The following is a 20,374-nucleotide window of genomic DNA, read 5'->3' as shown; positions in this document are numbered from 1 at the left end:
GGCCGTACTGCCAACCGGCGGTACGGCCCCTCGCGTTGTCCTAGACTCACCGCCATGTCAGGTCGTGACCTGTTCTGCCAGCCCCGCCGCGTCGGCCGCGGGGCTGCCCTGACATTGGTTTTTGCGAGCGTTCTCGTCGCCGGCGCGGCGACCGGTTCGTTCGGCGACCCCGACCGGAAATCCCCGCTCCCGTCGCCGCGTTCGACGCCGGCCGCCCACCACAAGGACATCGCGGCGGCGGCGGCCGAGGCGATGGCCGACGGCAAGTCCCCCATGGAGGCGGCCGAGCGCGCGGTCAGCCGCAGCGGCGACCGCTGGGGCGCGGTCTACTCCCAGGGCGACTACGAGGAGTTCGAGGAAGCCCTCGACGGCCAGTACACCGGCGTCGGGCTGTGGGCCCGGCGCGAGCGTGACGGCCGGATCGAGGTGACCCGGGTGCAGACCGCGTCGCCCGCGGCGGCCGCCGGTATCCGCGTGGGCGACCGGCTGCGCAGCGTCGACGGCGAGGACGTCGACGGCAGGCCCGTCACCGAGGTGGTCTCGTTACTGCGCGGGGACGCGGACGACGCGGCGGCCGGTACGAAGGTCCGCCTCCGTCTGGAGCGTGGCGCGCGCGCGTGGAGCGAGACCCTGCGCCGGGCCAGGCTGTCCACGGACTCCGTGACCGTGCACAAGCTCCCCGGCGGCGCCACCGTGATCAAGGTCGCGGCCTTCACCAAGGGCGCGGGCGACGCCGTACGGACCGCCGTCGAGCAGGCCCCCCGGCGCGCCGGGATCGTCCTCGACCTGCGCGGCAACTCCGGCGGACTGGTCACCGAGGCCGTCACGACGGCGTCCGCCTTCCTCGACGGCGGCCTCGTCGCCACGTACGACGTCAACGGCGAACAGCGCGCCCTGCACGCCGCGCCCGGCGGCGACACCACCAGACCCCTGGTCGCACTCGTCGACGGTGGCACGATGAGCGCCGCCGAACTGCTCACCGGCGCCCTTCAGGACCGTGGCCGCGCGGTCGTGGTGGGCACCAGGACCTTCGGCAAGGGCTCGGTCCAGATGCCGAGCGCCCTCCCCGGCGGTTCCGTCGCCGAGCTGACCGTCGGGCACTACCGCACCCCCTCCGGCCATGGAGTCGACGGGCGGGGCATCACCCCCGACCTCGAGGCCGACGCGGGTGCCGTGGAGCGCGCCGAGACCGTGCTCAGCGGCCTCGGCGACCCTTCGTAGTCATCGGCCCGGCCCCGCCCGTCGTGGGCACCGCCCCCTCGCGGTCATCTCGGGCTCCCGTAATCGGCTTTCCCCCGGAGCCCCCTGTAGTGCGAAAATGGTCAGCACTATGAGCAAGGGAATGTACGTACCGAAGGAGTCCCAGCCCAAGCAGGGCGGAGGGGCCGCGAAGGCCAAGGACGGCAAGCGCAAGATCGTCGCGCAGAACAAGAAGGCACGCCACGACTACGCGATCATCGACACCTATGAGGCCGGCCTCGTGCTCACCGGCACCGAGGTGAAGTCGCTGCGCCAGGGACGCGCCTCGCTGACCGACGGCTTCGTCCAGATCGACGGGAACGAGGCGTGGCTGCACAACGCCCACATTCCCGAGTACAGCCAGGGCACGTGGACCAACCACACGGTGCGCCGCAAGCGCAAGCTGCTCCTGCACCGCGAGGAGATCGACAAGCTGGCGTCGAAGTCGGAGGAGACGGGTCACACGATCGTGCCCCTCGCCCTGTACTTCAAGGACGGCCGGGCCAAGGCCGAGATCGCGCTCGCCCGCGGTAAGAAGGAGTACGACAAGCGGCAGACCCTGCGCGAGAAGCAGGACCGCCGGGAGTCGGACCGCGCGATCGCGGCGGCGAAGCGGAAGCAGCGGGGCGAGTAGCCGCGGGCGGTACCGCGAGGCGGTGGCCACGGGAATACGGTGGCACCGACGTGCGTTGTTCACGTACGATGGGATCTGCACCCCACAGCGGGTGCGCCACCCTCTTCGGAGGGGCTTGAAAAAACAACATGGGGATGATCGGTTTCGACAGCGGCTGTCGAAGCAGGGGAAGCGTGTCGAGGAAGCGACAATGATCTCGTTAACCATATGTCGCAACCAATAATCGCCAATTCCAAGAGCGATTCCCAGTCCTTCGCCCTCGCTGCCTAATAAGCAGTGAGTGAAGGACCCTTAATGGGTGTCAGCCCGGGGGTGTTCCCGACCCGGACCCTGGCATAATCTAGGGAACTAAACCATCGAGCCCGGTCACGGGGTTCGATGGGAAATCAAACAGTGACTGGGCCCGTCGGCGACTTGTTCGCGTGATCACCGGGGCCGAGAAAATCGCAGCGAACTGCACACGGAGAAGCCCTGATTCTGCACCGGTGGACGCGGGTTCGATTCCCGCCATCTCCACGATCAGGAGGTCCCGCGGACCTCCACATCCCATGTGGGCCGAGGCCTCGTCGCTTTCGAGCGACGGGGCCTTTGTCATGCCCGGCGTCCGGCGCCCGGATTCCGGCACCCGGGGAACACCCCCGTCACGGGGGAAAGACCGCCGTGCCGCAATATCGCCTGCCTGCGACGAACGTCCTGGCCGCACTGCGGGACGAAGTACCCGACCACGTGGATTCCGCGATCCATGCACCGGAGGTGTCTCTCTCCCCTTCCCGACGGACCGGCGGGAAAGGTCCTGTGAGGGCACACCGCGCTCTTCCGCCGTGTGAGCAGGCTCGGTTCCCAACCCCCGTGAAGAAAACACTGCCCTGGAACACCAGGGTCGGCACCCGGGTGTTCGGAAGGCCGATCTCCGCTGGACGACGACCGGCTGGCACTTCCGGCGGAACACCCACTTCGCGGTCCGGTGGCGCTCGTCCCAGTAGCGCACCGGCCACAACGGCCCGAGCCGCCCGGCCAGTCGCCGGGTGGCCGCCAGATCCTGCTTGACGTGCTTGCGCAGCTCCGGACGAGAGGGGAAACCCTCGTAAGTCCCGGCGTCCTCCGGCTCGTACAGGGGAGACGACTCGCCCCGGGCCCGCACGAGCAGGTCACGCGGTCCTTCGAGGGTCATGGCGGGCTTGCTCCGATCGTGTGTTCGCGGTCGACCGCGCTGAATCCGCGTGCTGGGTCGTGCCGTTGAAGACGGCTTCGGGGGGCCTGGCCCATGGTGGTCCGGCCGCGATGACGGCCATCACCGGGCTGGGCGACCGGCGGTTGTAGACCCGGGGCCCACTCACCCGAGTGCGGGCCCAGCCCCGCGCCCCCACACCGGTACGAGTCTGTGGTCCGGTGAATTCCCACCGGCCAGGCGACCGACGCGTGAAGGACCCACCTGTCCACGTCCCTGCTCCGTCTCCTCCCGGTCCGGCTGCCCGGCGGGGGGCGGATTCGAGGTCAGGGGAGGGTGAGGATACGGGGACCGTCCTCGGTGATGGCGATGGTGTGTTCGATGTGGGCGGCTTGGCTGCCGTCGACCGTGCGCAGGGTCCATCCGTCGCGGTCGGTGTGGTACTCGTTGCGTCCTCCGGCCATGAGCATGGGTTCGATGGCGAGGGTGAGGCCGTGGCGCAGGGGGAAGCCGCGGCCGGGCCGTCCGTGGTTGGGGACGTGGGGGTCTTCGTGCATCTGACGGCCGATGCCGTGGCCGCCGAAGTCGGCCGGCATGCCGCAGGCGGCCTTGCGGGCGACCGTGCTGACGGCATGGGAGATGTCCCCGATGCGATGGCCGACGGTGGCGGCGGCGATGCCGGCGTCCAGGGCCTGCTGGGTGGCCGCGATGAGTTCGAGGTCGGCGGGGCGCGGGGTGCCGACGGTGAAGCTGATCGCGGCGTCGCCGGTCCAGCCGTCGAGTTCGGCTCCGCAGTCGATGCTGACCAGGTCCCCGTCGCGCAGGCGGCGGTCGTCGGGGATGCCGTGCGCGACGGCGTCGTTGACGGACGCGCAGATCACGGCGGGGAAGGGGACGGGGGCGAAGGAGGGCTGGTAGCCCAGGAACGGAGAACGTGCTCCGGCCTCGGTGAGCACGGTGCGGGCGGCTTCGTCGAGCTCGCGCAGGCGAACTCCCACGGCCGCCGCCGCGCGGGCGGCCGCGAGTGCGTGGGCCACGACGCGTCCTGCTTCGCGCATCGCCTCCAGTGCCGTGTCGGTCTTGATCTCCACCATGTGTCGTGACTCCCTGCCCTGCGATGCTGTCCAATACTTATACCGGTATTAGTATCACGGGTATGGTGAGAGTTCCCTTGAGCCCGCAAGAGCGGCAACGTGGAGAGCGGTTCGGGGCGCTGCTCCGCGAGGCCCGCGGCGAGCGCAGCATGGTCGACGTGGCGGCAGCGGCCGGGGTGTCCGCTGAAACCCTTCGCAAGATCGAGACGGGCCGGGCCCCGACCCCGGCCTTCTTCACCGTGGCGGCCCTGGCCCACGCCCTGCACCTGTCACTCGACGACCTGGCCGCCGCCTGCGCGGAGGACGCGGAAGGCGGCGAGCAGGCCATGTCGGCGTGACCGTCGGGTGCGCGCGGTCCGGCTGGGAACCGGATGTTCCCGACGCGGCTCGATGCGGACGTCACCCCCGAGGGGCTTCGAGCGCCGGCCACTGGGCGCCGAGGCGTCGGCCCGGTTGATCAGGAAGGTGGAGGGACGACCGTGACGGGACGGCAGGAGCCGTACTACGTGGACTACGACGCGGACTTCGGGCTCAGTGGACTGACCGAGGCGTTCGCCCTCTCACCCGCCCCGAAGGACACCGGCGCGGCACTCGGCCTCGTCGCGGCGAAGCTCGACGCGTACGACCTCGAACGCGCCGTGGGCGGCGTCGGCCATCTCAGCGCGGATGAGCGGAGCGTCCTCGGCTTTGACATCAGCCACGACGAGTGGGGGTACGCCGACGATCTGCGCGAGGACGTGCGCGGGCTCGTCGAGTCGCCGCTGACGGACGAGGCGATCCGGACCGTGTGGCGAGCGGCCGCCGGGGGCGTGTGGGATCCCGCGGCGCACGGCTTGAGCGCCCGCGACTGGCTGCGGCGCGTCGACGAGACCTGCGTCGCACGCCCTCGCCGGAGAATCCCCGGGCGGCGGCCGGCACCTTCCGCGTTGTGGGATCACCGGCCGCCGGCGGCCGACGAGGTGCGTGACGACGTCGTCGCGGAGATACGGTTCTGCCGCGAGCGGTCGGCGGGCTCCCTCCCTTCCCCCGACACTCTGGGCGCCTTGGAAGAGGTGGCCGCCCGGGTTCCCGAACTCGGCTTCCGGCTCTTCCTGCGGGCTCTGAAGGCCCACTCCGTACGGATCGACAAGGAGTGGTACGACCGGTTGCAGGCGCTCGCCGAAAGGTTCGGTCACAGCTCCGCGCTGGTCGACTCCGGTCTCGACATCGTGTGGCCGCCCCTCGACCCGGCCCGTCGCGACACCACCTGGGACTTCGGGCTGTCCGGTCTCGCCGGGAAGGCCCACTGGGACTGGCGTGCGAGCCGGGAGGAGATCCGCAGCGCGGCCGACGGCGACGATGTCGGACAGACCCCGGGTTCCGCGGCGGCCGTCCTCCTGGAGGACACACTCCGGCTGCTGGGGTCCGCGCTGCCCGACGCGGCGCTCTCCGCGCTGTGGGCCGGGGCCTCGGGTGTGCCGGGGCCCGTCGAAGGCCGGGACTGGCTACGGCTGATCGCGGACGTGTGCCGGGAGCGGCTGCGGGAGGTCGCCCCCGCGTACACGCCCGTCGTGGCGCCCGCCCGGACCGAGCTCGCCGACGTGGTGCTGCGGGAGGTCCGGGAGGTGGCGTCCACGGTGATGGTCAGGGTCATCAGTCCCCACTGGCGTCCCGTTCTCGCCGTGGACGTCATGGACGCGCTGGAGCACGTGGTCACCCGGATCGATGCCGATCTCGGGTTCCGGCTGTTCCTCCGCGTCCTGATCGAGCTGGCCGCGCCGCTCACCCAGGAGCAGTACGACCGGTACGGCGCGATCGGCGAGCGCATCGGGTACGGCGAGTACCACGTCTCCGACGTGGATCACCTGATCGAGGCTCGCTGACCCGCCTCGGCGCCGGGTGAAGGGGGAGCGGCGGGGGTCTCATGCGCGCGCGGTCGTACGCGGACTCCGTCCCCCCGCCTCTCCTCGGGGGCACGGTTCCTCAAGAGGTCAGCGTGCGCGGTGCGGTGCTCGCGCGTTCCGTCAGCCGGGGTGCGAGGAGCGTGGCCTCCGGGACGTCGGCGCCGCCCAGCTTCCTCATCAGCAGTTCCACCGCCCGCGCGCCCACCTCGGTGGACGGGATGGTGACGGAGGTGACGGGGACGCGGACGTTCTCGGCGAGTTCGTCCGGGCAGATCGCGGTGACGGAGAGGTCGGCGGGGACGCGCAGACCGAGCTGCTCGAAGGCGTCGATCAGCGGTTCCAGGACCGGTTCGTTGTGGACGACGACGCCGGTGAGCGCCGGCTGTTCGCGCAGGAGCTGTTCGGCGACCCGGCGGGCGCCGGCGGGCGAGGCGTCGCAGGGGTGGACGGAGGACGCGAGCCCGCACCGGTCGGCGGCGGCGGTGAAGCCCTCCACCACGCGCTGGGCGAACGCCGTCCCCCGCACGTACACCTCGGGGGGCGACCCGACGAGCGCCACGACCCGGTGCCCGAGCCCCGCCAGCCGCTCGACGCACAGCTCACCCGCTGCCTTGAAGTCCAGGTCGATGCAGGTGAGTCCGGCGGGCCGGGAAGGGAACCCGATGAGGACGGAGGGCCGGTCCAGGGCGCGCAGCAGCGGCAGCCCGGGGTCGTGCAGCTGGACGTCCATCACGATCAGGGCGTCCACCAGCGCGGTGTCCGCGACCCGTCGCAGCCCCTCCTCGCCCTCCTCCTGCGTCAGCAGCAGGACGTCGTGGTCGTGCCGCCGCGCCGCCGTCACCACCGACACGGCGAACTGCATCACCACCGGCACGTGGATGCCCGCCCTCAGCGGCACCACCAGTGCCAGGACGTTGGACCGGCTGCTCGCGAGGGCGCGCGCCCCGGCGTGCGGGCGGTAGCCGAGTTCGCGGATGCTGGCCTCGACGCGCCGCCGGGTCTCCTCGGAAATGGGGCGCTTGCCGCTGAGGGCGTAGGAGACGGTACTGGGGGAGACCCCGGCGTGCCGCGCCACATCGGTGATCTTCACCATCACTCGGACCCCGGAGCCCCCTCCGGCCCCGGTTCGGGTTCCAGCTCCAGGGACAGGAAGCCCGTCCCCGTCTCCGCCCGCGCCTCGCGCCCGCCCGCCGCCAGCCCCCACGGCGCCGCCGGATCGCTCGACGAGGCCCGCAGGGTGTCGCCCTCACGGACGACGGTGAACGTCACCCCGCCCACCGGCACCGTCACCCGGGCGCCGCGCTCCAGGCGGTACGCCCGCAGGGTGACCCCGTCGGCGTGGGCGTAGTCGGGCCGGTCGTCCACCGCGCCCACCGGGATCACCGCGCCCGGCCGCACCAGCAGCGGCACGCTCAGGAAGCCGTGGCGTTCGCGCACCCAGCGCGGACCGGTCACCGTCCGTCCCGTGAGGAGGTGGGTCCAGGTGCCGTCCGGCACGTAGTAGGAGACGTCTCCCTCGTCGTTGAAGACGGGCGCGACCAGCAGGTCGGGGCCGAGCATGTACTGCCGTTCCAGATGCGCACAGGCCGGGTCGTCCGGGAACTCCAGCACCATCGCCCGCATCATCGGCACCCCCTCGGCGTGCGCGGCACGGGCGGCCTCGTACAGATAGGGCATGAGGCCGAGCTTCAGCCGGGTGAACAGCCGCAGCACGTCCACGGCCTCCTCGTCGAACAGCCACGGCACCCGGTAGGAGGACGAGCCGTGCAGCCGGCTGTGGGAGGAGAGGAGCCCGAAGGCGATCCACCGTTTGAAGAGGGCCGGCGGCGGCGTTCCCTCGAAGCCGCCGATGTCGTGGCTCCAGAAACCGAAGCCCGACATGCCGAGGCTCAGCCCGCCGCGCAGTGACTCGGCCATCGACGCGTACGTCGCCTCGCAGTCGCCGCCCCAGTGCACCGGGAACTGCTGGCTGCCGGCCGTCGCCGAGCGGGCGAAGACGACGGCCTCACCCTCGCCCCGGTGCTTGCGCAGCACCTCGAAGACGGTGCGGTTGTAGAGGTAGGTGTAGTAGTTGTGCATGCGTTCCGGGTCGGCGCCGTCGGCGTACGCCACGTCGACCGGGACCCGCTCGCCGAAGTCGGTCTTGAAGCAGTCCACGCCCTGGTCGAGCAGTGCCTCCAGTTTGGCCGCGTACCAGTCGCGGGCGGCGGGGCTGGTGAAGTCGACCAGCGCCATGCCCGGCTGCCACAGGTCCCACTGCCACACGCTGCCGTCGGGCCTCCTGAGCAGATGGCCCAGGGCCTTGCCCTCCGCGAAGAGCGGGGAGCGCTGCGCGATGTACGGGTTGATCCAGACGCAGATGTGCAGGCCCTTGTCCTTCAGCCGGGTGAGCATGCCTGCCGGGTCGGGGAACACGCGCGGGTCCCACTCGAAGTCGCACCAGTTGAACTCGCGCATCCAGAAGCAGTCGAAGTGGAAGACGGAGAGGGGGAGTTCGCGCTCCCGCATGCCGTCGATGAAGGAGGTGACGGTGGCCTCGTCGTAGGAGGTGGTGAAGGACGTCGACAACCACAGCCCGAAGGACCAGGCGGGCGGGAGGGCCGGGCGGCCGGTGAGCCGCGTGTACTTGCGCAGGATCTCCTTCGGACTCGGCCCGTGGATCACGTAGTACGTCAACTGCTGTGTCTCGGCGCTGAACTGGACCCTCGACACCGCCTCCGAGCCGACCTCGAAGGAGACCCGGCCCGGGTGGTCGACGAAGACTCCGTAGCCCGCGTCCGTCAGATAGAACGGCACGTTCTTGTACGCCTGTTCGGTGGCGGTGCCGCCGTCGGCGTTCCACATGTCCACGACCTGGCCGTTCTTGACGAGCGGGCCGAAGCGCTCGCCGAGGCCGTAGACCTGGGTGCCGACCCCGAGGTTCAGCTGCTCGCGCAGATAATGGGCGCCGGCCGCGTCCCGCATGATGCCCATGCCCTTGGGGCCGCTGCTGGTGAGGACGCGGCCGTGGGCGAGGAAGTCGACGTGCCAGGGGGCGGTGCGGGCGACCCGGACGGACAGGGCGCCCGCGGTGAGCGTCGCGTGCTCGTCGTCGTGTTCCACGAGGGGGGAGAACTCGCTGCGGTGGACTTCGAAGCGGGGACCGCGCGGTTCTTCGCCCTGGAAGTGCGTGAACGTCACGCCGATGACGTCCGGCATCGGCGCGTGCGCGCTGATCGTCACGACCGGTCCCTTCAGCAGGTCGCCGCGGTGGCGGATGGGCTGGGTCGGCGCATGGATCTCCAGGGTTCCGTCGGACGCGCTCACGTCGAGGACCTCGACCGGGTGGGCCGCGGTGACGCCTTCGCGCAGCAGCCAGTAGCCGTCGGTGAACTTCACGCCCACACCCCTTACTTGACCGCGCCCACGGCGATACCGCGGGTCAGCGTCCGCTGGAAGACGAGAAAGAAGACGATCGCGGGGAGCACGCCGAGGAGGGCCGCCGCGTTGGTCATGGTCGCGTCCATCAGGCGCTGGCCCTGGAGGACGCCGAGCGCCACCGACACCGTCTGGTTGTCGTTGGAGATCAGCATGACCAGCGGCAGCAGGAACTCGTTCCAGGTCCAGATGAAGAAGAAGACCAGGAGGACGCCGATGGTGGGGCGGCTGACGGGGACCACGATCCGCCACAGCACCTGCCACTTGTTCGCCCCGTCGATCCGGGCGGCCTCGATGATCTCGCGCGGGAACTGCCCGAGGACGGAGGACAGGAGATACGTGCCGAAGGCCGCCTGGACGACGGTGAACACGATGATCACGCTGAGCCGGGTGTCGTAGAGGCCCGCCTGCTTGCTCAGGTAGTAGACGGGGTAGACCAGCGCCTCCTGCGGCAGCATGTTCGCCAGCACGAAGAAGGCGAGGACCCAGGTGCGGCCCCTGATGCGGCCGATGCCGATCGCGTACGCGTTCAGGACGGACAGTACGGCGGCGCCGATCGCCACCGAGCCGGAGATCAGCACCGAGTTGACCAGCTTCTGGCCGTAGTCGACGCGCTGCCAGAAGTCCTCGAGTCCGTCGAGGTAGAGACCGTGGGGCAGGCTGAGGGGCCCGTTCGACGCGTACTCGGCGGGGGACTTGACCGCGTTGACCGCGACGATGCCGAACGGCAGCACCATGAACAGGGCCGCGATGATCAGGGCCACGAGGACGGGATAACGGCGTACGGCGGTCATGCGCGGAGTCCTTCCTCGGCGTCCTCGGCGCGGGTCTGGAACTTCAGGCCGACCAGGGCGAGTACGAGGATGATCACGGTCAGCACGGTGGAGATCGCGGCGCCGTAGCCGACCTGGGTCTTCTCGAAGAAGGTGGTGAAGGAGAAGTAGGACGGCACGTCGGTCGCGCCGCCGGGGCCGCCCTTCGTGAGGACGTACACCGCGCCGAACACCTTGAGCGCGGCGATCGTGCACCAGAGGAGGACGACGTAGATCTCCGGGCGGATCTGCGGCAGCGTGATGTGCGCGAAACGACGCCACCAGCCCGCGCCGTCCAGCTCCGCCGCCTCGTACAGCTGCGGGTCGACGCGTTGCAGCCCCGCCATGAAGACGACCAGCGGGAAGCCGATCTGGACCCACACCATCACGCCCATGACGCTGTAGAGGGCGAGATCGGGGTCGCCGAGCCAGTCCTGCTGGAGCGAGCCGAGGCCCACCGCCTTCAGCAGTGCGTTCAGGGAGCCGTTGTCGGGGGCGAGGATCCAGCTCCAGACGATGCCGGCGACGGCGATGGGCAGGACCTGGGGGAGGTAGAAGCAGGCACGCAGGACGGCGGCGATCCTGGTGCCGAAGTGCTTGCCGACGAAGTCGAAGAGGGCGGCGGCCAGCACGAGCCCGAGAGCCGTCGGTACGGCGGCCATCGCGACGACCATGAAGAGGCTGTGCCGGAAGGACGCCCAGAACTCGGAGTCGTCCATCAGCTCGCGGTAGTTGGCGAGCCCCGACCACTTCGGGGAGCCGACGCCCTGCCAGTCGGTGAAGCTCACACCGGTGTTCATCAGGAATGGGACGACGACCACCGCGAGGAAGGCGAGGACGCCGGGGAGCAGGAAGAGGGCGTAGGAGGAGCGGGGGCGGCGCGGGTGGGCCGCACGGCCGTGGTGCCGCCGGACCACCTGGCCGCCCCGTTCGACGGTAGCCGTCATGTCTTCGGCGCGCCCTTGTCGTACGCAGTCTGCAGCGCGCTCAGATAGGCGTCCGGTTTCTCGCTCCCGGTGATCAGCTTCTGGGTCTCGGAGACGAGGACGTCGTAGAAGCCGGCGACCGGCCAGTCCGGGTAGAAGGCCAGACCGTCCTTGCCGGAGAGCGTGTTGAAGTCGGCGATCAGGGTCTTGGCCTTCGGGTCGGTGATGGCGGCGGTGTCGGCGCCCACCGGGACCCCGCCCTTGTTGCCGAGCAGGTTCTGGATCTTCCGCGACATGGTGATGTCGATGAAGTCGTAGGCGAGGTCCTTGTTCCTGGCGCCCTTGGGGACGACCCAGAGGTTGCCGCCGGAGCCGAGGGTGAGATTGCTGCCCGGCCAGAGGAAGGTGCCCCAGTCGAACTTGCTCTCCGCCTGGAAGCGCCCGTACCACCAGCTGCCGCTGAACAGGATCGGGCTCTTGCCCTGGATGAAGGAGACGCCCGCGTCCTCGGCCTTGAGCGAGGTGGACTTCTTGCTGATGTACCCCTTCTTCACCCAGTCGGCGAAGGTGGTGGCGGCGTACGTCCACGCGGCGTCGTGGAAGTCCGTCCTGCCCTTGTAGAGCTCGTACCTGTCGACCCACGAGCGGTCGGCCCTGGAGAGGGCGAGCTGGTACAGGTACTGCTGGGCCACGTACTCGGCGCCCGCGTCGGCCAGCGGGGTGATGCCCTTGGACACGAACGTGTCCATGGCGGCGGTGAGCTGGTCGAGGGTGGTGGGCTCCGCGACGCCGTACTTCTTGAAGAGGTCCTTGTTGTAGAACACCATCGTGTACTCGGCGTAGTTGGGCACGCCGTACCACTTGCCGGAGCCCATGACCCCGTTGGTGTCGTACTGGCTGGTGGTGCGCACACCCGCGCTGAGCTTCTTGTCCCAGCCGCGCTTGGCCGCCTCGGCGGTCAGGTCGGTGAGAAGCCCCTGCTTGGAGAGCAGCCCGGCTGTCGCGTTGCCCTTGTTGTACTCCATGAGATCGGGCGCATCGTTCGAGTTCAGGACCATCGGGGCGGTCTTCTGGATCTGTTCGAAGCCCTTCTCCTCGAACTTCACCTTGACGCCCGGGTGGGTCCTCTCGAACTCCTTGATGGCCTCGTTCCAGGCCACGCCCATCGCGCTGTCCGGTCCTTCGTAGTGCCACAGTTTCAGCGTCCCGCCGTCCGGCGAACCGCTGTCCGAGCTGCCGCAGGAGGCCAGCAGCAGGGCGCCCGTCAGGGTCACCGCCGCCGTCGCCACCACACGCCTTCGTGTCGTCGACATCCATTGCCTCCGGGGAGTCGGATGGGGATCGGAGCCGTCACGCAGCAGTCGTCGAATCGATTCGATGCGTGACGTCGAAGCGCTTCGACGGGGGAAGGTATGTGGGGGCCCTGGGCGCGTCAATGGGGTGCGTCGGAATTGGCGCACGGGTTCGACCCGCCGGACGGCGCACTCCCTCGAAAAGACGGTGAACTCCCTCGAAAACGCCCTGATATCAGGGCCGAGAGCGTGAACGCGGTCGCCGCCGCCACGACCGGCACGACATATCCGGCCGTCGAGGAGAAGCGCTCCACCACCCACCCCCCGGCCGCCGAGCCGCAGGCGATCCCGCCGAGCAGACCCGTCACCGCGAGCGTCATGCCCTCGTTCAGTCGGCCCTCGGGCGTGCGCCGCTGGACGAGCGCCATTCCGGTGACCATGGTCGGCGCGGTGGCGGTCCCGGCGAGGAGCAGCGCGCCCGCCAGGACCGGGAGCGAACCGGTGAGCGAGGCCGCGAGCAGCGGCAGGGACATCGTGACCGTCATGGCGGCGAGGCCGAGCCGGTGGCGCCGTTCGGCGGGGCCGGCCGGCTTCAGGGCCCCGTACAGCAGCCCCGCCGCGCACGAGCCGGCGGCCTGCAGAGCGAGCACCGCGCCCGCGGCCGCCCGGTGCCCCTGCGCGTCCGCGAACGCGATCGTGACGACCTCCATCGAACCGAACACCGCTCCGGTGGCGAGGAAGCCGAGCAGGAGCGGAGGCATTCCGGGGGCCAGGACGGGGGACCTGGACCTCGGGTGCCGCTGGGGCGGCGGTTCCGTGGAGCGCTGGGCGGCGAAAACCAGGACGCCGGTCATCAGCAGGACTCCGGCCACCAGCGTCCCCGCTTCCGGGAAGAGCGTGGTGCACAGGAACGCCGCGCACACCGGTCCCAGCATGTAACACAGCTCGTCCGCGGCCTGTTCGAAGGAGTTCGCGGTGTGCACGGCGTCCGGGTCGTCCCGGAAGAGGTGGGCCCAGCGGGCGCGCGACATGCCGCCCGTGTTGGGCGTGGTGGCGGTCGCGGCGTAGGCGGCGAACAGGGTCCAGTCGGGCGCCCCGAAGCGCACGCACAGCAGCAGCGCCAGACTTCCCAGCAGGGCGAAGGCCGTGGCGGGCACGGCGATCCGGGCCTGGCCGTGGCGGTCGACAAGACGCGCGGTCCAGGGGGCGACCAGCGCGGTCGCCGCGAGGCCCGTCGCCGTCACGGCACCGGCGAGCGCGTAGGAGCCGCGCGCCCCGGCGATCATGATGACCGCGCTGACGCTGAACATGCCCATGGGCAGCCGTGCGAGCAGGTTCCCGAGGGTGAAGGCGCGGGCGCCGGGGACGGCGAAGAGGCGGTGGTACGGGGTTCGGGTGCGGGCGGTTCGAGGGGTGCGGGTGGGTCGGGTCGTCTTCGACGAGCGGGGGCGGGGCCGGACGTCCGCGGCGGCGGGGGCCGGGCCGGCGCCGGTGACGGGGAGCGGAGGCGTACATGCCTGCTCGGAGGGCTGTTGCGGCATGGGCCCACCGTCACCGGGGTGGGGCGAGCGGTCCAACACCTGTTCCGCGGTGATTCACGCATCCGCGTTGTAAATTCGCGTGATGCCTGGTCAACGGCCTCCTGCCGCCTCCCGCACCGTGCCTCTCGCCCGCCGTCCCGCACCCGGGCCCACCGCCCACCCCGACCCCCGTCTTCTGCGCGCCTTCCTCGCCGTCGCCGAGGAGTTGCACTTCACGCGGGCCGCGGCCCGGCTGTACGTCGCCCAGCAGGCCCTGAGCCGCGACGTCCGCAGGCTGGAGCGGGAGCTCGGGGCGGAGCTGTTCGTGCGGACGACCCGGCAGGTCACGCTGACGGCGGACGGTGAGCGCCTGCTGCCGTATGCGCGGCGGGTGCTCGAGGCGAACGAGGACCTGCTGTCCGCGTTCGCGGGGAACGGCCCGGACCGGCCGCTGCTGGTCGACGTCAACTCCCCCGGGCTCACCTGCGGGCGCGTCCTCGACCGGGCCCGCGCGCTCGTCCCGGACTGCGAGTTGATGGCCCGCTTCGAGAGCGGGCTCACCGGTGCGGCCGAGGAGATCCTCGCCGGGCGCCTGGACGCGTCGTTCGGACGGTTCGCGGGCCTCGGTCCGGCGGTCCGGGCCGGGCTCGCACAGCAGCCCGTACGGTACGAGCCGATGGCCGTCGTCCTGCCCGAGGACCATCCTCTCGCCGCCCTGGACGCGGTGCCGCTGGACGCGCTGGCGGGCGAGACCGTGTACGCCGGCGCGGGGAATCCCCGGACGCTGGAGTGGACCGACCTGGCGCGTCATCTCTTCGAGGGACGTGGGATCGCGCTGGCGCCCCCCGCGCCCGTGGCCCTCGGAGTCGAGGAATTCCGGCGGATCATGGCGAAGAAGCGGAACCCTGTGCTGGCCGTCGTGGACTTTCCGATGATGTCCGAAACCGTACGCAGACCTCTGATCGATCCCGTTCCCCTGTCACCCGTCTCACTGGTGTGGCGGAGGGGGCTGGAGCATCCCGGAATGGATGCCCTGCGGCGGGCGGCGGTCGAACTCGCAGCCGAGGAAGGCTGGCTGCGACGCCCGACGGGCAGTTGGATTCCGGACAGCGACGCGGGCATCATGACGGGGCAGGATTGACACATAACCACACCGATCCTCTACGTGCGCTACATTCATCTTCCGGGTTCATTGTGGTAAAGGGGGCGCTCGGAACGGGTGGGGGCCCGTTCCGGACGGCGGGCCAGTAGCTTTTGGCGTCGTGCGCGCACCCCGAAATCCGTCCCTGGGGGGATGTACGTGCACGTGGAGAAGTGGCGAAAAGAAGCCCAACCTGATCATCAGAACGATGATCAGATGGAGGGGACCGGCCCTGATCCGTCGGAACGGCGACCAGCCGGCGACGTGACGTCGGGCGGCCCCGGAGAACCCTTTGTCTGGCCCGACGCGGCCCAGGCCACGTCGACCTGGCCGCAGGCCGGAATCGGCTCCGAGGCCTCGCGCGCCGCAGAAGCGGAATCTGATACCGAGGTCGAACACGATGCCGAAACAGCTCGTGGAGCTGCGGTGGAGTGGGGTGTTTCGACGCCGTCCCGAACCGGGACGGAACCCCGAATCGGGGTGGAACGCCGAATAGGTACGGACCGCAGATTCGGTACGGACCACAGATTCCGCGTGGACCGGCCGAGTTGGGCGGACCGTGCGATACCGGCGGATCCGTCGGCGTCCGTGGATCGTTCGGCGTCGGTGGACCGGCCGATGCCGGGGGAGAGCCCGACGGGTGAGGACCGGCCGATGCCGGGGGAGAGCCTGGTGGGTGCGGATCGTCCGGTGTCGGGGGAGAGCCCGGTGGGTGCGGATCGACCGATGTCCGCGGCGGGCCCGATGGGTTCGGAGCCTCGTGGTGAGGTCGAGGGCCGGACCGGAGCCGACCGGCCGGCGATGGTGGGCGGCGGCCGGGCCGCGGGCGCGCAACGGACCGGCGCGGACCGCCCGGCCGACGCGAGTCACCGGAGTGCGGCCGGCGGTCCGCCGCGGAGCGGCCCCCGTGCCGCCTTCGCCACCGTCCCCTGGGAGCGGCCCGAGGAGCCGGACCACACCCACGATCCCCACGAGGTGACCGTCCAACTCGACGGAGCGGGACGCCGGTTGGAGGACCAGCTCGTCGACCGGACCAAGGCCGCCCCTGGTGTTCCGGACAGTTCGGACGGCCCGGTCTTCGTCGACGAGTCGGGGCGCCGCAGCCGTAGGTTCCGCCGCCTCGGCATCCTGGTCGGCGTCGCCTGCGCCGTGTACGCCGTGGTCATCGTCGCCACGCTGCTGTCCGGGAACTCCAACGCGCCCTGGCTGCCGGTGCCGGGGCAGGAGGACGACCCACCGGCCGGCCAGGTCCACACCTCACCGCTGCCCACCGACTCGGTGAAACCCTCCGACGCGGGCAGCGGCGTGACACCCGGCGCGAGCGCGGCGGTCAGCGACGGCACCACGCCGGCGGCGGGCGTCGCCCCGACGCCCGCCGCCTCGGGCAGCGCCGTGCCGTCTGGCACCTCCGTGGACCCGAAGCCCTCGGCGTCCACGACCACCAAGCCGAAGCCGAGCGCCAGCACCACCAAGGAGCCGGTCGTCGAACCGTCCCTGCCGGTCTCCAGCCCTCCCGATCCCAGCCCGTCGGTGGACCCCTCCGCGGGCACCTCGGAGAGCCCCGCCGCCGGTGGCGCCGGAACCGTCGCCGACGGCCCCGTCGAGCCGCACCCCTTGGACCTCGCGCCCGGCACCACCGGCACCCCGTCTCCGGAGAACCTCGTCTGATGGCTTCCCGCACCAGCGCGCACGGGTCCGCACCCCGTGCGCCGCGCCCGGTTCCCAACGCCCGGCGCCGACGGCTGCCGATGCGTTTCCTGCTGCCTTCGCTGCTCCTCGTCGCCCTGCTCGCGATGCTGATGCTGCGCGGCTACGTCCACAGCGAGATCCTCGCCGACCACCGCATCCAGCCCGAGGCCGCCACCGACAAGGTGCCCGAGAAGATCCTCGACGGCGGCCCGGTCATCGACACCCGCAGCGGCCGCACGAGCAGCCTCGGCGTCCCCGACCACCGGCTCGTCCTCACCTTCGACGACGGCCCGGACCCGAAGTGGACGCCCAAGGTCCTCGACGTCCTCAAGAAGCACCACGCGCACGCGGTCTTCTTCGTCACCGGCACCATGGCCTCGCGCTATCCGGAGCTGGTGCGGCGCATGGTGGAGGAGGGGAACGAGGTCGGCCTGCACACCTTCAACCACCCCGACCTCTCGTACCAGTCGAAGGAGCGCATCGACTGGGAGCTGTCCCAGAGCCAGCTGGCCCTGGAGGGCGCGGCCGGCATCCGGACCTCCCTCTTCCGCCCCCCGTACTCCTCCTTCGCCGACGCCATGGACAACAAGTCCTGGCCGGTGACGAAGTACATCGGCACCCGCGGCTACATCACCGTCGTCAACAACACCGACAGCGAGGACTGGCAGAAGCCCGGGGTCGACGAGATCATCCGCCGCGCTACGCCCAAGGGCGGCAAGGGCGCCATCGTCCTCATGCACGACTCCGGCGGTGACCGGCACCAGACGGTGGAGGCGCTCGACAGGTTCCTGCCCGGACTCCAGCGGCAGGGCTACGAGTTCCAGAACCTCACCGAGGCGCTGGACGCCCCCAGTGCGCACACCCCGGTCACCGGCCTCGACCTGTGGAAGGGCAAGGCCTGGATCTACCTGGTGGGGGCCTCCGACGACAGCACCGACGTGCTGGTCGCGGGCATCGCCGTCATCGGCGTCCTGGTCTTCACCCGCTTCGGCATGATGCTCGTGCTCTCCGCCGCACACGCCCGCCGGGTGCGCCGCGACGGCTTCCGGTGGGGCCCGGTCCCGGTCACCGAACCGGTGTCGGTGCTCGTGCCGGCGTACAACGAGGCCAAGTGCATCGAGAACACGGTCCGTTCCCTCATGGCGAGCGAGCACCCCGTCGAGGTCGTGGTCGTCGACGACGGTTCGAGCGACGGCACGGCCCGGATCGTCGAGGACCTGCGGCTGCCGAACGTCCGCATCGTGCGCCAGCTGAACGCGGGCAAACCCGCGGCCCTCAACAGGGGTGTGGCCAACGCCCGGCACGACATCGTCGTGATGATGGACGGTGACACCGTCTTCGAACCGGCCACCGTCGGTGAACTGGTGCAGCCCTTCGCCGACCCGAGTGTCGGCGCGGTCGCCGGCAACGCGAAGGTCGGCAACCGCGACTCCCTCATCGGGGCATGGCAGCACATCGAGTACGTGATGGGCTTCAACCTCGACCGGCGGATGTACGACATCCTGCGCTGCATGCCGACCATCCCCGGCGCGGTCGGCGCCTTCCGCCGTACCGCCCTGGACCGGGTCGGCGGCATGAGCGACGACACGCTCGCCGAGGACACCGACATCACGATGGCCCTGCACCGCGACGGCTGGCGGGTGGTGTACGCGGAGAAGGCACGCGCGTGGACCGAGGCCCCGGAGTCCGTGCAGCAGCTCTGGTCCCAGCGCTACCGCTGGTCGTACGGCACGATGCAGGCGATCTGGAAGCACCGCAGGGCCGTCGTGGAGAAGGGCCCCTCGGGCCGCTTCGGCCGGGTGGGCCTGCCGCTGGTGGCGCTGTTCATGGTGCTGGCCCCGCTGCTGGCCCCGCTGATCGACGTCTTCCTGCTCTACGGAGTGGTGTTCGGACCGACCCAGAAGACGATCATCGCCTGGCTCGGTGTCCTCGCCGTCCAGGCGGTCTGCGCGGCGTACGCCTTCCGTCTGGACCGCGAGCGCATGACCCACCTCGTATCGCTCCCGCTCCAGCAGATCCTCTACCGGCAGTTGATGTACATGGTCCTGATCCAGTCCTGGATCACCGCTCTCACCGGAGGCCGGCTGCGCTGGCAGAAGCTCCGGCGCACGGGTGTGGTGGAGGCGCCGGGGGCGATCCCGCGGCAGCGGTCGGCACAGAGCGAGAGCGGGAAGGACCGGAGGCCGGTCGCATGACGACGCACGAGTACACGGCGGGTGCGACCCCGCCCCTGGGTGCCCCCCGCGTCCGCACCGAACCGGCGGCGGCGCCCGCGCAGGCGCCCGCGGCGGCGGCCACGAAGCCGGGCCGTGACCGCTACCTCGACCTGCTGCGCTCGATCGCCCTGGTCCGGGTCATCGTCTACCACCTCTTCGGCTGGGCGTGGCTGTCGATCCTGTTCCCCTCCATGGGCGTGATGTTCGCGCTGGCGGGCTCACTGATGGCACGCTCGCTGAGCCGTCCCGCGTGGAGTGTGATCCGGGGGCGCGTGCGGCGTCTGCTGCCCCCGCTCTGGGCCTTCAGCGCGGTCGTGCTGGCCCTGATGTTCGCGGGCGGCTGGAACCCCGCGCACGATCCGGACACCGGCGGCGGTGTCTGGGGCGTCGCCGACGTCCTCAACTACATCCTCCCGGTCGGCGCCCCGCCGTACCCCGCGCACGCCGGCTCCGAGTCGGGCCTGCTGGAATCCACCTGGGCGGAACAGGGCGCGGGTCCGCTCTGGTACCTGCGCGCCTACCTGTGGTTCGTGGTCGCGTCCCCGCTCCTGCTGTGGGCGTTCCGCCGCGTTCCCTGGGCGACCCTGCTGGCTCCGCTCGCGCTGACGGCGGTGATCGGCACCGGGCTGGTCACCATCCCCGGCGAGACGGGCAACGCCGTCACCGACTTCGCGGTCTACGGCGGCTGCTGGGTCCTGGGCTTCGCCCACCACGAGGGGATGCTGGTGAAGGTCCCCCGCTACCTCGCGATCTCGTGCTCGACGCTGGTGATGGCCTTCGCCCTGTGGTGGGCCTCGGGTCATGCCGGCTCCGAGGGCTGGGACCTGAACGACATCCCGTTGGCCGACGCGCTGTGGTCCTTCGGCTTCGTGGTGATCCTGCTCCAGTACAGCCCGTCCTGGAAGGAACTGCCGGGCCGCCTGGCCAGGTGGGACAAGCTCGTGACGCTGTCCAACAACCGCGCGGTCACGATCTACCTGTGGCACAACATGGTGATCATGGCCACGGTCCCGATCCTCGACCGGATGTACGGCCTTCCCTTCATGGACAGCGACAGCGCGGCCGCGGCGCTGGACGCGACGTACACGCTGTGGACGTTCGTCCTGGTGTGGCCCCTCATCGGCCTGGCCATCCTGGCCTTCGGCTGGATCGAGGACATCGCGGCGAAGCGCAGCCCACGGCTGTGGCCGAACGGAGCGAAGCCGAGGGGCGGCGCCTCCCGGGGCAGCCACCGGGTCCGGCCCGGGACACCGTCAGGAGGCGGCCACCGGGCCTGAACCCGGGCGCGGAGGCGACGGCACGCCGGGAACTCCTCACCGTCGCCCCCGCTCTCCGGTGAGAGC

At 70.8% G+C, this 20,374-nt stretch carries 15 protein-coding genes and 1 other RNA gene; 9 read left to right on the top strand and 7 right to left on the bottom strand.

The features are described from left to right. Nucleotides 1-54 precede the first annotated feature (54 nt). From OHB41_RS19400 to ssrA, 3 genes are all read left to right on the top strand, one after another. Complete coding sequence (locus tag OHB41_RS19400) at nt 55-1,221, top strand: S41 family peptidase (protein ID WP_266699487.1); 1,167 nt, start codon at nt 55-57, stop codon at nt 1,219-1,221. A gap of 109 nt (nt 1,222-1,330) precedes the next feature. Continuing rightward, nucleotides 1,331-1,873, top strand: coding sequence for an SsrA-binding protein SmpB (smpB, locus tag OHB41_RS19395; protein ID WP_054229635.1), 543 nt, complete (start codon nt 1,331-1,333; stop codon nt 1,871-1,873). A gap of 130 nt (nt 1,874-2,003) precedes the next feature. Then, nucleotides 2,004-2,392, top strand: a transfer-messenger RNA (tmRNA) gene (gene ssrA / locus OHB41_RS19390). Between the two features lie 975 nt (nt 2,393-3,367). On the opposite strand, the gene map is transcribed toward ssrA, so the two are convergent. Continuing rightward, nucleotides 3,368-4,135, bottom strand: a complete 768-nt coding sequence (map, locus tag OHB41_RS19385; protein WP_266699486.1) for a type I methionyl aminopeptidase — start codon at nt 4,133-4,135, stop codon at nt 3,368-3,370. A 62-nt stretch (nt 4,136-4,197) separates the two neighbouring features. Here map and OHB41_RS19380 point away from each other — a divergent pair, with 62 nt between their 5' ends. Next, nucleotides 4,198-4,473: a helix-turn-helix domain-containing protein gene (locus tag OHB41_RS19380; RefSeq protein WP_266699485.1), complete on the top strand. Its 276-nt coding sequence runs from the start codon at nt 4,198-4,200 to the stop codon at nt 4,471-4,473. Between the two features lie 141 nt (nt 4,474-4,614). Continuing rightward, nucleotides 4,615-5,997, top strand: coding sequence for a hypothetical protein (locus OHB41_RS19375; RefSeq protein ID WP_266699484.1), 1,383 nt, complete (start codon nt 4,615-4,617; stop codon nt 5,995-5,997). Nucleotides 5,998-6,097: 100 nt separating this feature from the next. On the opposite strand, the gene OHB41_RS19370 is transcribed toward OHB41_RS19375, so the two are convergent. The 6 genes from OHB41_RS19370 to OHB41_RS19345 form a co-directional block, all read right to left on the bottom strand. Then, a complete protein-coding gene (locus OHB41_RS19370) occupies nt 6,098-7,111 on the bottom strand; it encodes a LacI family DNA-binding transcriptional regulator (protein ID WP_266699483.1) in 1,014 nt (337 codons plus the stop codon). After that, nucleotides 7,111-9,396: an alpha-xylosidase gene (gene yicI, locus OHB41_RS19365; protein WP_266699482.1), complete on the bottom strand. Its 2,286-nt coding sequence runs from the start codon at nt 9,394-9,396 to the stop codon at nt 7,111-7,113. The genes OHB41_RS19370 and yicI overlap by 1 nt, the downstream gene beginning before the upstream one ends. Nucleotides 9,397-9,407: 11 nt before the next feature. Then, nucleotides 9,408-10,229, bottom strand: a complete 822-nt coding sequence (locus tag OHB41_RS19360) for a carbohydrate ABC transporter permease (protein WP_266699481.1) — start codon at nt 10,227-10,229, stop codon at nt 9,408-9,410. Continuing rightward, complete coding sequence (locus OHB41_RS19355; protein ID WP_266699480.1) at nt 10,226-11,194, bottom strand: carbohydrate ABC transporter permease; 969 nt, start codon at nt 11,192-11,194, stop codon at nt 10,226-10,228. Before OHB41_RS19355 ends, OHB41_RS19360 begins: the two co-directional genes overlap by 4 nt. Next, nucleotides 11,191-12,486: an ABC transporter substrate-binding protein gene (locus OHB41_RS19350; RefSeq protein ID WP_266699479.1), complete on the bottom strand. Its 1,296-nt coding sequence runs from the start codon at nt 12,484-12,486 to the stop codon at nt 11,191-11,193. Before OHB41_RS19350 ends, OHB41_RS19355 begins: the two co-directional genes overlap by 4 nt. Nucleotides 12,487-12,605: 119 nt before the next feature. Then, nucleotides 12,606-14,006, bottom strand: a complete 1,401-nt coding sequence (locus tag OHB41_RS19345; RefSeq protein WP_266699478.1) for an MFS transporter — start codon at nt 14,004-14,006, stop codon at nt 12,606-12,608. Between the two features lie 82 nt (nt 14,007-14,088). Here OHB41_RS19345 and OHB41_RS19340 point away from each other — a divergent pair, with 82 nt between their 5' ends. The 4 genes from OHB41_RS19340 (at nt 14,089) to OHB41_RS19325 (ending at nt 20,308) form a co-directional block, all read left to right on the top strand. Then, the gene (locus tag OHB41_RS19340; protein ID WP_266699477.1) at nt 14,089-15,126 is read left to right on the top strand and encodes a LysR family transcriptional regulator; all 1,038 of its coding nucleotides are present in this window, start codon (nt 14,089-14,091) and stop codon (nt 15,124-15,126) included. A 744-nt stretch (nt 15,127-15,870) separates the two neighbouring features. Next, complete coding sequence (locus OHB41_RS19335; protein ID WP_266699476.1) at nt 15,871-16,794, top strand: hypothetical protein; 924 nt, start codon at nt 15,871-15,873, stop codon at nt 16,792-16,794. Continuing rightward, nucleotides 16,794-19,010, top strand: a complete 2,217-nt coding sequence (locus OHB41_RS19330) for a bifunctional polysaccharide deacetylase/glycosyltransferase family 2 protein (protein ID WP_266699475.1) — start codon at nt 16,794-16,796, stop codon at nt 19,008-19,010. Before OHB41_RS19335 ends, OHB41_RS19330 begins: the two co-directional genes overlap by 1 nt. Further along, on the top strand, nt 19,007-20,308 hold the full coding sequence (locus OHB41_RS19325) for an acyltransferase family protein (protein ID WP_266699474.1): 1,302 nt from the start codon (nt 19,007-19,009) through the stop codon (nt 20,306-20,308). Before OHB41_RS19330 ends, OHB41_RS19325 begins: the two co-directional genes overlap by 4 nt. Nucleotides 20,309-20,374: the final 66 nt, after the last annotated feature.

This window comes from Streptomyces sp. NBC_01571 (assembly GCF_026339875.1).
Lineage (GTDB): Bacteria > Actinomycetota > Actinomycetes > Streptomycetales > Streptomycetaceae > Streptomyces.
Note: the sequence above shows the minus strand (reverse complement) of the source record. Positions and strands in the feature narration are given on the sequence as shown.